This is a genomic window from Micromonospora globispora, assembly GCF_003857015.1.
Lineage (GTDB): Bacteria > Actinomycetota > Actinomycetes > Mycobacteriales > Micromonosporaceae > Micromonospora > Micromonospora globispora.
The window spans coordinates 1-14129 of sequence record NZ_QGGF01000261.1; the positions used below are offsets into that span (position 1 = coordinate 1).

Annotated in this window: 5 protein-coding genes; all 5 read right to left on the reverse strand. The window is 68.5% G+C overall.

The genetic code is table 11. From position 1 onward, the window contains the following. Positions 1-3728 (reverse strand): Eco57I restriction-modification methylase domain-containing protein (locus DKL51_RS12250; protein WP_124812054.1); only part of this gene is annotated, 3728 nt, incomplete at its 3' end. Further along, on the reverse strand, positions 3728-6664 hold the full coding sequence (locus DKL51_RS12255) for a DEAD/DEAH box helicase (RefSeq protein WP_124812055.1): 2937 nt from the start codon (positions 6662-6664) through the stop codon (positions 3728-3730). The genes DKL51_RS12250 and DKL51_RS12255, both read right to left, overlap by 1 nt. A 53-nt stretch (positions 6665-6717) precedes the next feature. Next, positions 6718-12963, reverse strand: a complete 6246-nt coding sequence (locus tag DKL51_RS12260; protein WP_221623163.1) for a protein kinase domain-containing protein — start codon at positions 12961-12963, stop codon at positions 6718-6720. Further along, positions 12954-13142 (reverse strand): hypothetical protein, encoded by a 189-nt coding sequence (locus DKL51_RS12265; RefSeq protein ID WP_124812056.1) that lies wholly within the window; start codon positions 13140-13142, stop codon positions 12954-12956. Before DKL51_RS12265 ends, DKL51_RS12260 begins: the two co-directional genes overlap by 10 nt. Before the next feature lie 116 nt (positions 13143-13258). Further along, positions 13259-14129 (reverse strand): restriction endonuclease subunit S domain-containing protein (locus DKL51_RS12270; protein WP_148097772.1); only part of this gene is annotated, 871 nt, incomplete at its 5' end.

Genomic DNA, 14129 nt, shown 5'->3' on the forward strand with positions numbered 1-14129 from the left:
GGGGTATGGGGCTCCAGTGTCTGGGGGGTAGGGACGGGGAGTTGCTTCCATGTCATAAGAGCCATGTGAACGCCGCCCACCTTCTGACGACTCACGAAGTCGAAGACCACGGAGCTCTGGGCAGCAACGAGGGCAGCGGTGAGGACGGGTGAGACGCGCGGCAGCATCAGGGGGTATGTGTGCCCGACAGCCGTACGCGGCAGGAAGGCGGGAATGGCGGTGCGCTCGTTGGTCGACGAGGTGACGTCGCACCAGCCGCAGAGCCAATCCCGGTCCCAGTGAAGATCGCCTAGACGTCGGGAGACACCGGGCACGGCGATGTCCTTGCCATTTCTACGTGTCGGGATCAGTCCGCTTTCGGCGATCCAATTCAGTGGGAGGGCCAGCCGCTCCGCCTCCTGGAGTTCCTCGGACGTCAAGTAGCGCGGCTGGTTCTGACGATTGACTGCTGTCTCGCTCTTTACGACGTCGGCGGCGCGGTGGTTGAAGAAGTCGACCATCTTCGCCTCGTACAGCGGCAACATCCTCTTCCCATCACGAACGAACACGTTGCCGTGAAGCTCCCAGCCCTCATTCTCCAGTTGCTCCCATCCGCGGAAGAGGTCGGAGTCGTCAGTCATGTGAAACAGAGTCGGTACAAAATCGATTTGCCAGGGATTGCTGCGATCGGACTCGTTACGCAGCACCGGAATCCGGCGGTAGACCGAAGCCGTGAGGTCGGCGTCGCGACGGGATCGGAAGATCGGGAGATTTCCCGTGTTGGGGCTGATTAAGGCGATCTCTTCCGGGCTGAGCGCGAAGGCACGCTCGGCATCGTCAAGATCGGTTGTATCCAGAAGGAAGAACGCGAACTTCGCCGCCGGTTCGCGCAGCTCCCGGCCGGTTAGGGAAAGCAGGCAGAACTTCTGGCGGGAGTCCACCCCGACGAACAGCGGCTTGCGGTTCTCGAAGTCGTACAGGGAGGCGATGGCGCCACGTCGGGTGAGGTCGCTGAAGAGATGCTGTGCCCCCGCACTCGTCGCAATGGCCGTCGGAATGATGCAGCCGAAGCGGCCTTTGGGCGAGGCGATGGACGCGAAGCGCTCGGCGAAGAGCTGATCGGTCTGAAGCATCGTGACACCCTTGACCGTGAGGCCCTTGCCGCACAGCGGGTACGCTCCGGAACTGCCCGCGAAGAGGAAGGTCGACTTCACTTTGCGGCGCTCAGCCCGGTAACGCTCGCCCGCCTCCGGGTTCTCCTCGGCCCACTCGAGGATACGGATGCGCCGGGCAGTACCGGAGATCGCGGCGATCGACGGCTCGACGACGCTGAAGTACTTCTTGTCCTCGAAGTCGACCTTGTCCCATGGGGGGTTGCCGATCGCGCAGGAGAAGCCGCCCGCCCAGCCGGTTGCCTGGTCCACGCCCGCGGCAGAGCCGTCCTCCGGAACGGTGAAGATCTCGGGAAACTCCAGGTGCCAGTGGAAGAACCGGTACTGCTCGCTGAGCCGCACGATCTCGTTATTGGTCGCCTGCGAGGCGGCCGCGGCCTTTAAGTCCTGGAGGGCGCGGAAGACGTTGTGGGTAATCGCGGGCGGTGCGTCCGCGGTCTTGTGCCACATGAACGCCGCGCACCAGGCGTTCGCCACGTGCTTGGCATGGACGTACCCGGCGGACGTTTCCCAGTCTCGGTAGGCGGCAGCCTGACGGTGGACATCGCCGAGGGTGTCGGCGGGGGCGTCGGCGATGAGGCGCAGGCCGGACGCAAAGGCGATGTTGGTCACCTTCACCTCTAGAACCCGCTCGAACAGCCCTGCCTGCCCTGCACGCTCCTCGTCGTTCTGCTTCTCCAAGGACTTCGCGTAGGCCGGATCGTCGCCCTCGATCGGCTTGAATGCCTTGTTCGGGATGCCGTCGCGTAGCAGGGCGGGCGTCGCTCCAATCAGCCCATTGCCGAGCTTAATGTGCGCGTCGAGGAAGCCGAGCGGCTTGCCCGGCTCCAGCGCCTCCAGCCACAGCGACACCTTGGCAAGCTCCACGGCCATCGGATTGAGATCGACGCCGTAAACGCAACGAGCTATTACCTCATGCAGGGCGTGCCGGACGGCGTCGACGGTCGGCTCCGGGTTGCGCTCCCGCACGGCGGCGACGCGCTTGGCGATCCGGCGGGCGGCGGCGACGAGGAAGTGGCCGGAGCCGCAGGCCGGGTCGCAGACGGTGAGCGACAGCAGCTCGCTGACGATGCTCTCGGTCGGGTCGGGCTCACCGGCGGCCGACGCCTTCAGCTCGCCGCGTTTCTGTGCGTCGTCGATAACCGGGGCAAGGGTGGAGTCGAGCAGGGTCTCGATCAGGGAACTCGGCGTGTAGTACGAGCCGGTCTTCTTGCGGTTGTTGCCGAGGCGGTCGACCAGCTCGAACGTGCTGTCGGTAGCGCTGTGCTTCGGGACCAGCTCAAGCAGGGACTCGTAGATGGAGCCGAGTTCCTCCGCACCCATGTTGCGGTAATCCACCGGTCGCCAGCGACCAGATCCGCCATCTCGGACCCGGCACAAGTAACGCACGGCCTCTAGCAGGTCCGCATTAGCCAGCGACAGACCGCCAAGCGAGGCGTCGGCATCGGTGTCGTCGAAAAGACCGCCGAGGCCAGGTAGGCCCAGCTCCGGACGGCCTTCCTCGTGACCAAGGGCGTCGAGGACGATCCGCAGGGCCTGGTAGAGATCCGCGTGCGCGGTGCCTCGACGCCGAAGTGCCTGGCGGCGGAGCCGGGCGGAGGAGAAGTACTTCGCGTAGCGCTCGCGGCTTTCCTGAGTCGTGCCCGACGGGTGGAGTGCGTGCCGGTCCTCGGTGACGAAGAGGAAGATCAGCCGGTAGACGAGGCGCAGCAGGGCGGCGTGGAAGGCGTCCACGTCAAGGTTTCGTCGCAGGTCGCCGTTGGCGGGGTGCTTGAGGAAGCCGGTGCCAAGGGTGGTGATGGCGTTCTTGACCGCCTCGCGGTGGTGATCCAGCGCGCGAACGCCCGTCTCGATCGCGTCGGTGCGCCACTTTTCCAGCCAGCAGGTCGACGGGGCGGCACCCTCGGCCACCTCGAAGCGGGAGACGTGCAGCAGCCGGTACAGCAGGACGAACTCGCTGAACAGCTCGCCGTCGAAGATCGCCTCCAGGTCGAACTCGACATACGCGGCGGTGGCCAACGCGCTGGAGTCGCGCAGCAGCCGGAGCTGGCGTCCGTTGGTGAGCACCCCCCACAGGTGGGCTTCGGAGCGGTTAAGGCACTCCTGCACCAGCGACTGAGGCGGCACGCCTCCGCCGACCGGGCGCTTGTCCAATGCGGCGTTCCACGCCGCCAGGTGGATCGGCACGTGCTGCCAGCGGTGGCTGATCGGAAAGGTCTTGCCGCCGTCGTCCGACACGATGCCCGTCGCCCCGATCGGGGTGGGCCGGCCGAAGCCGAGCTCCGCGAAGAGGGGTTCGAGCCACTGTGTGACAGCGAGGCCGGTGGGGTCGGCGGGGGCTTCCGCCTCCGGGGCGACCGGAAGCTTGTTGCGCAGCTCCTTCCAGACCGACTTTAGGTAGTCCCAGTGCCGTTCGGCGTCGTCGCGCACCGAGCGGGCGCCCACCACCTGGTAGTCGGCGGGCTTGGAACCGGTGACGTCCTTGCCTTCGGAGATGCGGACCAGCATGTCGGCGGGGAGCAAGCCGCCGATGGTGTGGACGGCGGAGAAGACCTGGTTACGAGCGGTGGCGGACATCAGGCGGTGGCTCCGGCGGTGGGGGCGGGCAGGTAGACGTAGGCGCCGAGGATGTCGGCGGGCTTCTGCGCGGTGACGGTCAGGCCACGGACGATCTCGCCGGAGGCGCTGCGGACCCGCCTGTGCGAAGCCAGCAGCTCGGCGGCCAGTTCCTCGCCGTACGCGTCGAGGCGGTCGGTGGTCGCGGGCAGGTCGTCGAGGACGCGGCGCATGGTGCGCTCGCCGAACCCGGGGTCGGTGTTCGCGTCGGCGGTCGCGTCGAGCAGCGCCAGGGCGTCGGAGTGGGACAGCCAGCGGGCGTTCGTCGGCGCGCCCTCGAAGGCGAGCAGTCGGGCGTCCTCGGCGACGAGCTGTCGGGTGCCGGTCCGCGACGGCAGGGTGAGATGGAAGCGGTAGCGGACGACCAGCAGGGTGGTGCGGCTGGTCACGGCCCGGGTCCGGATCACCCCGCAGCGGCGGGCCGGTCGCGGGCCCGACGCCTTGTCGTCTAAGGCGGCGTTGAGGACGTAGCCGGCGAGCGCCGCCACCGCCGGGTCGGTGCGGACCAGGGCGGCTTCGCCCCGATCGACGGCCGCCGTGGTGCGGAAGGGCAGCGGGCGGCCCCGCTCGACGACGTCGCCGCCGAGGACCGAGGCGAGGGCGTCGCGCAAGCCGGCGGGTGTGCCGCCGAGTTCGGCGGTGAAGTCGCCGGATCCGTCGGGGCGGTCGCGCAGGACGCCATCCAGGGCGTGCAGCGACCGGCGTACGAAGCCGCGGATCTCGCCGGCCCGGCCGAGGGTGTCGCGGACGGCGGCGACCTCGCGGGCGACCTCCTCGGGTCGGATGGCGTGCTGGGCGAACCGAGAGCGGGAGGTCTTCTCCCGTTCCGCGGCGGACTGCCAGTCGGCGGCGAGGGCGGCGGCCTTCTTGTCGAGGCCGGTGAACTCGTCGATGTCGAAGAGGCTGCCTTGGTCGCCCCGGCGGACCTGCTGGCCGCGCAGCAGCACCCACTGCACGATCGCGTCGGTCACGCCGGCGGAGTCGGCGTCCGGCACGGAGACGGAAATGCCGAGATCCTTGCGGATCTGCCGGTGCTTCTTGATGAGGACGTCGAGGACCTTGCCGTCGATGCCGTTGTCGCTGCCCCAGAGGGTGATGACCCGGACCACGTCGCGCTTCTGGCCGTACCGGTCGACGCGGCCCTCGCGCTGGTCGTGCCGGGTGGGGTTCCAGGCGAGGTCGTAGTGGACGACGGCGTCGAAGTGGTGTTGCAGGTTGACGCCCTCGGAGAGGCAGTCGGTGGCGACCAGCACCCGCCGGGCGGCGGGGTCGTCGCCAGCGTCATCGGCGAGCTTCTCGATGCGCTCGATGCGCTGCTGCGGGGAGAGCGTGCCGGTGACCGCGCGGACGATCGTCTTCTTGCCGAGCTTGCCGTCGAGGTGTTCGGCGACGTACTCCGCCGTGGGGATGTAGCGGCAGAAGACGATCGGGTGGTAACCCTCCTTCAGCAGCGCCTTGAGGTGGGTGACCAGGGCGGCGAGCTTGCGGTCCTCGGTCGGGCCCTCCAGCTCGGCGGCCCGGTCGGCCAGCTCGGCCAGCCGCGCCCCGGCGTTGTCGACCTCCGCGGCCTCGGCGCCGGGGGCGACGTCGAGCCCTTCCAGGGCGTCGGAGTCGGAGAAGTCGCTGGTCAGCGGGGCGCCGAGTCGGTCGGCCTCCTCTGCGGTGACGGCCGCCGCGGTCGCCGACCGGGTGCGCAGGGTCTGCGCGGCGGCGCGCGGCGAGGACACCAGGGAGCGCAGCAGGGCGATCGCGGACCACCAGGCGATCCGGGCCTCCCGCCGGCCGCGCTGGTCGGCGGCGGTCACCCGGTCGCTGGCGTACGCGATGGCGTCGTCGAGCAGCGCCCGGTAGGCGGGGGTCAGCTTGTAGGTCTCGTCCTTGAAGTGCCGGTCGGTCGGGAACGACGTCTGCTCGGCGAGCGAGTCGTCGGCGAGCCCGTCCTCCCGGGTCAGGTACTGGCGGACGTCGGCGCGCTTGCGGTGCACGAAGTGCGGGGCGAGCATCCGGCGGCCAGCGTCCGAGCCGAGGTCGACGTTGGCCAGTTCCGGCTTGAGCAGACCGAGCAGGTTGCGGAAGGCGCTCTCCTTGCCGCTGTGCGGGGTGGCGGTTACCAGCAGCAGGTGCCGGTCGGCGTCCGCGGCGACGCGCTGGAGCAGCTCGTAGCGGAGCTGGTTCTGGGTGGTGGCGTTGTCGTCGGCGGAGACGCAGGTGTGCGCCTCGTCGACGATCACCAGGTCCGGGCAGTGCCGGACGAAATCGTCGCGGTGCCGGGTCGACTTGATGTAGTCGGTGGAAACGATGACGTGCGGGTGCCGGTCGAACAGCGACTGGCCCAGGTCCAGCCCGCGTTCCAGACGGGAGACGGTGGAGGCGAGGACCAGCTCGGCGTCGATGCCGAACTTGCTGCGCAGCTCGTCCTGCCACTGCTCCGCGAGGGCCGGGGAGCAGAGCACAGCGAGGCCGCGGGCGCTGCCCTGCGCGAGCAGCTCACTGGCGATCAGCCCGGCTTCGACGGTCTTGCCGATGCCGACGTCGTCGGAGATCAGGATGCGGGTGGTCTTCTGCCGCAGCGCCATCATCAACGGCACGAGCTGGTAGGCGCGCGGCTCCACGGCGATCCCGGCGAGGGACCGGAACGGCCCGGCGCCGGACCGGAAGCCGATCCGCAGCGCCGAGCGGAGCAGGCCCGCCGCCTGGGCGTCGCCGAGGTCGGCGGGCGACGGGGGCGCGAACTGGGCGCTCGTGACGATCTCGAAGGCGGGGAAGACGGCCGAGATGTCGTCGTCCGCGCCGCCGAGCGGCCGCAGCACGAGCATGTCGGAGGCGCTCTCGGGCAGTACGACCCAGTCGCGGCCCCGGGCGGAGACCAGCGATCCGGCGCTGAAGGGGGTGGTCATGTGGGGGTCCTTGCGCGTCGTGGTGTCTTCTGTTGTGGAGGGCCGAGCGGAGGTCATGCGCCGGCGCTGGTGCCGAAGCAGTAGCGGTTCTCGTCGACGATGGCGGACCAGTCGGCGTTGTGCGGGAAGCGGACCACGTCCCAGCCCGCGTCGCGCAGTCGCTCCTCGGCGTCGCGGTCGCGCTGGGCGACCGTCTCGTGGTCGTGGACGGGGCCGTCGACGAAGACCGCGACGGTGGCGCCGGGCAGCCGGTAGACGTAGTCGGGCTGGGCCAGGGCCTCGGTGACGAGGGTCTGCGCCTCGTCGGGCAGTCGCAGCCCCCGTTCCTTGAGCCAGGTGATGAGCTTCGCCTCCAGCGCGGTGTCCGACTGGGCGGTCAGCCGCTGGAGCTGCTCGGTGCGGGACTCGCCCTGCCCGGTGGTCCTCGCCTCGGCGGCGGCGAAGCGCAACAGCAGGTCCCGCACAGTGTGCCGGTCGATGAACCGGTGGTTGAGCTGGTTGCCGTAGGTGAGCAGGCACTCGTAGCAGCCCATCGCGCACGGTCGGTCCTTTGCCGGGCCGCCGAGGTCGGTGCCGTCAGGCGCGAAGTGGCAGATCGCGAGGGCCTCGGCGGCAGCCCGGGCGAGGGCGGCCCGGTCCGACTGCATCAGGCGCAGCACGCCGGCCCCGCCCTCGGCCGCCTCGGTGAAGAGAATCCGCTCGCGCGGCCCCTGATCCGGCGGGAGGAGTTCGGTGGTCAGCTCCGAGTCCTCCAGCTCGAACGCGGCCTCGATGCCGCGTTCCAGCGCGTACATGAGCGACAGCGCGACCGGTTCGTCCAGCGGTTCGTCGAGCTTGAGGACGAGGATGTTGCGCCGGTCCTCGACGTACGGAATGACCTTCTTCTTGCGGCGCTTCTCGTTGCCGTCGGCGTCGACGACCGGCATCTCGCTGGAATCGCCGGACGCCTCGCCGGCGTCGCGCTCATTCATCCAGCGGCCGTCGGCCGGGTCGAGCCAGAAGCCGTCCGCCTCGTTCTCCTTCGAGCGCACCCGTCCGACATTGGTGATACGGACCGTGGCCGAGTCGCCGTAGGACAAGGTGGCGAGTTTGCCATCGGCATCAGAAACGATGGCATCCTGGCGGCCCGGACGTGCGCCATGGTCTTGGAAGCGGTAGGAGGTCACGAGGCGGAAGCCCGCCCTGCGACGCTCCTCCTCGTCTGAGGAGATGCGCTCGCGCCGCTTGGTGTAGACGGTGTGCAGATGGAGCAATCCGGTGGTCTTCTCACCCAGCGACTCGCCGCACATCTGGCAGAGGTCAGCGTTCTCCTTGATGTCGTGGTGATAGCCGCAGCAGGTGCACCTGCGCGCTTCACCGGTCACGACGTCCCCGGCCGCATCAGGCGGCAGCTGGATGCGGGTGACCTGGTAGCGGGCCCCCTCGTGATAGATCAGGGCACCAGGACCGAACTCACGGATCGCGAGGAAGCGGGGGCGCTGGAGGTAATCGCCGTCGCCGAACCTGCGCCCCGTCGTCGGGACGTAGGCGGCCAGCGGCAGGCGCGGGAAGGAGTACCCGGGCAAGAAGCCCTCGCTGGCAAGGTAGCGGTACGGGTTGAAGTCGGACAGGACCGACTTGCTCTCCACGCTCTCGTTCTTGAGCAGGTTGAGCTGGGTTTCGGCCTCCTTGCGGCGGCCCACGGCGATCCGGCGGTCGCGCTCGGAGAGGGTGTGATCCAAGACTCGGCGGTTCTGCTCAGCCTGGTCGACCAGCGCCGCCCTGAACAGGTCCCGCCACCGATCAAAGGCCCGGTCAAATCTCTCGGGCGTGGTGCGGACCGTGTCCTCGATCCATTGATCGTCCCACCAGGTCGAGTTCTCGAAGTCTGGCAGGAGCCCCGCGAAGACCTTGCGAGCGGCCGCCGCAGCTCTCTCCTGTGCGCTGGCATCGCGCAGCGCCGCAACGATGTGGTCATGCAGACCAAGGGCAGGGTCCGGCCGTCGAGTCTCCTCGACGTAGCTGATGTCAATGGTCTCAGGTATGGCCCGGCCCAGCTTGAGCCCAGCCTCGGCCAGCCAGATGGCGTCCACATGCGAACGGACCAGGTCCTCGTTTGCCAGGTCCAGCCGTGGTGGGGCAACCGCTCCGGCCACCATCCGTTCAGAGCGCCGGAAGTAGTACTGGTCGTGGCTGTTGCCGGTCGCGCAGTAGGTGGTCACAAGAGCCGGCTGTCCCGACCGGCCGGCCCGGCCGCTGCGCTGCGCGTAGTTGGCCGGGGTGGGCGGCACGTTGCGCATCATGACGGCGTTGAGCTCGGAGATGTCCACGCCCAGCTCCATCGTGGGCGAGCAGTAGAGCAGCCTCAACTCCGCCTTGCGGAAGGCTTCTTCCCGCTTCTCCCGCTCGGCCGGATCGACCTGAGCGGTGTGCTCACGGGCGGCGAGGCCGGCGAGAGTTCCGGCCGCGCTCCGGTAGAGGTCCCGGAAGAAGGTGTTGACGCGAGGACCGTCGCCGCTGGCATAGGTGCGCGTCAAGGGATCGTGGCTGCCGGTCTCGCCTGATCCGGCTCGCCAGATCAACGAGGCGGCGGAAACCCGGTAGCCAACGACCGTTGGGCCGGCGGAACGCCGGAACCGGCCGGCGCTCTGCGGCGCCGCCGAGACCTCCGTGACCAGGCCGGCCCCCCTGAGCACCTTGAGCAGGTCAACGATGATGTCTTGAGCGTCACTGAATGACAGATCCGCGAAGTGCACTCGGCGCAGGTACTTGCCGACCTTCCCCCGCCCGGACAGGAACAGGCCGGAACGATCCAGGCCGGGCTTCGATGGCTGGGGATAGGCGGTACCGACCTTCGGGCGGTCGCCCGCGGCGAGCACCCAGGGATCAATGAGACGCTCCTCGCTCGCACGCTGGAGCATGTCGAAGTCGTCCCGGAAGTACTGGACGTCGATGGCCAGAGCGCGGCGCATCTCGTTCAGCAGCGCCCGCATGATCTCGGCGCGCTGCCCCGGCTCGGCGTCGCGCAACTTCTCGTGAGTCTTGGACCAGCGATCCTGCTTCTCGGCGAGCCAGGTCAGGTCCTGGTAGTCGATCTCCAGCAGACCGGTCTGCTCCAGGTTGGGCATGGTGATACGCCAGCCGCGTTCGAGGTCCAGGTAGAGCCGGAACGCGACGACATCGCGGAGGGTCTTGGCCGCGGCGCTCGCCATGGACGGAGGCAGGTCTGCCTCACGGGCATAGTCGGCCAGTGTGAGACCCAACGCGGTGGTGACCCGGGAGGCCAGCTCTTCGTGGTTGATGCCCTCGTCGCCGGCCTCAAGAGCCGCCTGGTACAGCGCGCCGCGCAGCTGCGTGATCTGCACGAAGTCGTTGAAGTGACCCGCCTGAAGGGAAGCGTCCTGCCGGTTGTCGACAAACGTGAGGAGCTTGCGGGCCTTCTTGCTGAGCGCCTCGGGAGGCGCCTGCATCAGGGAGCGGACGATGGACGCGGAAACCAGCGAGGTAGCCGAGGACCGACCTTCCTGGTCGAGCGTCGCCAGCTTGGCGAAGTCCTTGCCCCTGGTCTGCTCGTAGCTGACCCCACAGTGCGCGCAGAAGAGGAACGGCGAGGGTATGAAAGCTGCCTTGAGCTCACCTCGCCCCTCATATCCGTAGGGGTCGACCGCGATAGCCCTAGGCAACCGATCGCGATAGTTGCTGCGGACGACCTCCTGCCCGCTGTCGTCAACCTCGAGCCAGGACTCAGGCAGACGGCGCGCCTCGATGGCCTCCGCAACGTCCGCCGGCCAGGGCCGATCAGAGTCGATATACAGGTAGCCATCGCCGGCGCGACCACCGGTGGCGAAGGTGTCCCGCCGTGGCTCGTAGACGGCGCTGCCGTTCTTCTCGGTGCGCCACACCGTCAGGTACTCCTGGCCGCACTCCCGGCAGAAGGCCAGCGGCAGCAGGATCTTGCCGTCAGAACCCGGCAGGACGAGCTGGTACTCGCGCGTCAGGTGACGGGTCAGCTCATCTTCGAGCGTCACGTAGACCGTGTCGCCCTTGGAGAGGAACTGGTGCAGCCGGAACGCGAACAGCGGACGCTCGGTGACCGGGTGCCTGGCCTCCGAACCGGCCTTCAGCGTGCTACGGATCGCCTGCGCGCACTCAGCCACGGTCAATCCGCTGTCCGCTGCAAGCTCGACGGCTGCTTCCTCGATCTTGGCGGGCTTCTGCCGCACGAGGCGGCCGGTCGGGTCGGTGGCAAGACCGAAGCGGGTCTCGATCCAGCGGGCGAGCGGGTCCTTCACCAGGTCGGCGTAGGCGCGGGGGGCGCCCGGCACCCGAAGCCTTTCAACCGGCACGGTGTCGGGTACCTCGGCGGTCGCGCGGACGAGCGTCTCACCGATGATGTTCTCCGGGCTCACCCCTGTGCCGAAGAGCGTCGTGGCGACCCGGGCGACGACCTTTCGCTGGTCCTCGGCGGTGCCCTCGCTGGAGATGGTGGCGGAGGTGCCGATGCACTGCAGCTGGTCCGCCTTGCACGCCTCCCGCACGCGGCGGATGAGCAGGGCGACATCGGCTCCCTGCCGGCCGCGGTAGGTGTGCAGCTCGTCGAAGACCAGGAACTCCAGGCCCTTCGCCATCTTGATGAGAGAGCGCCGGTCGTCCGGACGGGTGAGCATCAGCTCCAGCATCACGTAGTTGGTGAGCAGGATGTCCGGCGGGTTGTCGCGGATCTCCTTGCGCCGCTCGTCGCCCTCCTGACCCGTGTAGCGGGCGTAGGTGACCGGCTCCCGACCAGGGCCGTAGCCATCACGGAGGTACTTGTCGAGCTCCTTGAGCTGGCTGTTGGCCAGCGCGTTCATCGGATAGACGATGATGGCGCGGACCCGCTTGGCTGCCTTCGGGCCCTCCTGCTCGCGCTCTTTCAGCACCTTGTCGACGATCGGGACGATGTACGACAGCGATTTGCCCGACCCGGTGCCGGTGGTGAGGACGTAGGAGGCACCGGACTTCGCGGTATCGATCGCCTCGCGCTGGTGGCGGTGAAGCGTGAGCGAGCGGCCATCGCAGGCGGCACCACCCTCGGTCTTTCCGGCCTGGAAGATTCGGGCGCACTCAGGGTGCAATACGCCTTCGCTCGCGAGTTCCAGCACGCTGCCGCCGGAGGCGAAGAACGGGTTCAGCGACAACCACGGGTCCGGCCACTGGGACTTGGCATCCAGATCGTCTTCGACGAAGGCGGCGATCCGGTCGTCACGAATGATCGTGCCGCCCTCGGTGAACGACCGATAGTCCTTGATGAGCTGCTGATGCACGCCGAAGACATCCATGCCGGCTCCGGCCGACCGGGGCTCCGGGGTTACGGCGTCATCGAGCGCCGCTTTCGACACGCCGCCGAGCGTGGGCGGGGCCTTGAAGTGCCGTACCGGGTTGAACTCCTCCCAGCCCGGAACCTTCTCCTCGCCCGTTACAAACGGCAGCAGAGCGTCGCGGACTGCGACGGCATCCGCAGGTCTGTCTGCCGGGTCCTTGGCAAGCAGGCGGTCGACGAGTCGCGCCACGTCGTCCGGGACATCCGAGCGCAGCAACCGCACGGGAGGCGCCAGTTCAGTCAAATGTTTCTGCCCGACCTCATGTGCCGACTCGCTGAGGAAGGGCGGGACGCCAGTGAGAAGCTCGAACAGCACGCAGCCCAGGGCATAGAGGTCTGCTGCCTGCGTGACCGTCGCGGCCCGGAACTGCTCGGGCGCCATGTAGCGGGCGGTGCCAACGGTGGCACCGGTGCTCGTCAGCTTGCCGCCCTCGATGTCGTCGACGATCCGTCCCATGCCGAAGTCGAGGACCTTGACCACTCCCCCGCGCAGCAGCATCACGTTCGAGGGCTTGAGATCCCGGTGGATGACGCCCGCGGTGTGCGCTGCGAACAGCCCGTCCGCAATCTGCGCTCCCAGCGCGGCAACCCAGGCGATGGGCAGCTGCGCATGCTCTGCCACGAGGTCGCGCAGGGTTTCCCCGTCGAGATACTCCATGGCGATGTAGGGCGAGCCACTCTCGTCCAACCCGCCGGCGATGGACCGGGGGAGGTTGGGGTGGCTGAGCTTGCGCATGATTCGCATCTCGCGATCGAACCGCTGTACAGCCTTCTCATCGGCAGTCGTGTCGATAATCGCCCCAAAGCGGCTACGAAGAATGCGCTTCACTGCGACGACGCGGTCCCTGGAGTCTTCGGCCGCCTGCAGATCCTCGGCGCGGTGAACCTCGCCCATATTGCCCCGGCCAATGGCGCCCAGCAGGCGGAACCGGTTCGCCACCCAGTCCAGGTTCACAGACACTTCAGCATCCTCAGCTCGTTGCGCATCGCAGGGACCGCGACCTCCATGGGCTGCGTTGAGGCGCGCAACCCGGTGATCAGCAGGGTGATCTTGCCGTACTCGTCCCGCCGGTCATCACCGGGCACCAGGTCAACCACATGCCGAGCGCAGCCGGCGAGGGCGTGGGGTGCGGTATTCACCTGGTTCCTTTCGTTGTTACTCGACAAGGAGTATCGCCGGTCGGTTGCATCGTTGTAGTCCCCCGCTCGGCCAAAGCAAATGGTCGGATCGTCAGCAGGGCTCTTGCCCTCGGTCCTTACTTCGCCGGTCGCTTCCGACCTGAACGCTGCTCCGGGCGGATTGAGCCGCGGGCGAGGCCATCAGCGGTGAGCTGCACCAGCTCTGCACCCAACGACGCCGCTTGCCGGATTGCCGACTCGAAGGCGTCCAGCCGCCGGAACGCCTCTCCGTGCGCCCGCTGCTCCTCGAGCGGAAGCCGCCGCACCTGCGCCCGCCGGATATCGAAGCGCAGCGTGCCCGACAGGCTCGACGCCTGCTTCTCGTTAGCCGAGGTGCGCAACTGGCCGGCGAGAAACCACGGGTCGAGCGCGGCCGGGTTGGGGCGCAGCAGGTACATGTTTGGCCCGAGCAGCGCGCGTTCGTTGGTGATCACACGAGCGGTGAGCCGCCGCGCGGTCATCGGCACCACGACGTCCCCTGGCTCCAGCTGAATCGCCTGACCAAGCGGCCGATCGCCTCGCGGTGATGGCCCAGTTCCCTCCACCACATCCCGCGCAGACAGGACCGGCAGATCGACAAGGCCCTCAACCTCGGCAGTTGAGCGAATGGTTGGCCGGACCGGGCCGATCAGTAGCAGCGCGCCGGTGCGGGCCAGCTCGGCGATCGTCTGGGTGAGCGGCGCAGTTGCCCCGTCGGGCTCGGGCGTGACCTGCGGCATCAGCGCCGGCAGGTCGCCGACGATGGCGGCGAGCCGCTCTCTGGTGCGTACCAGATGCTCTCCGGTCGCCTCGCCCCCGAGGGCGGGTTGCCGGCGCGCGGGGGTGAGGTCGACCTCCTCGTCGAGCAGCTCGATCACCGGGACCGCGCGGGCGAAGCCGGCCTCCTCGAGGTCGGCATCCGGCGCGGCGGCGAAGGCCCGCCAGGTGGCCAGCACCCGCGCGTACAGC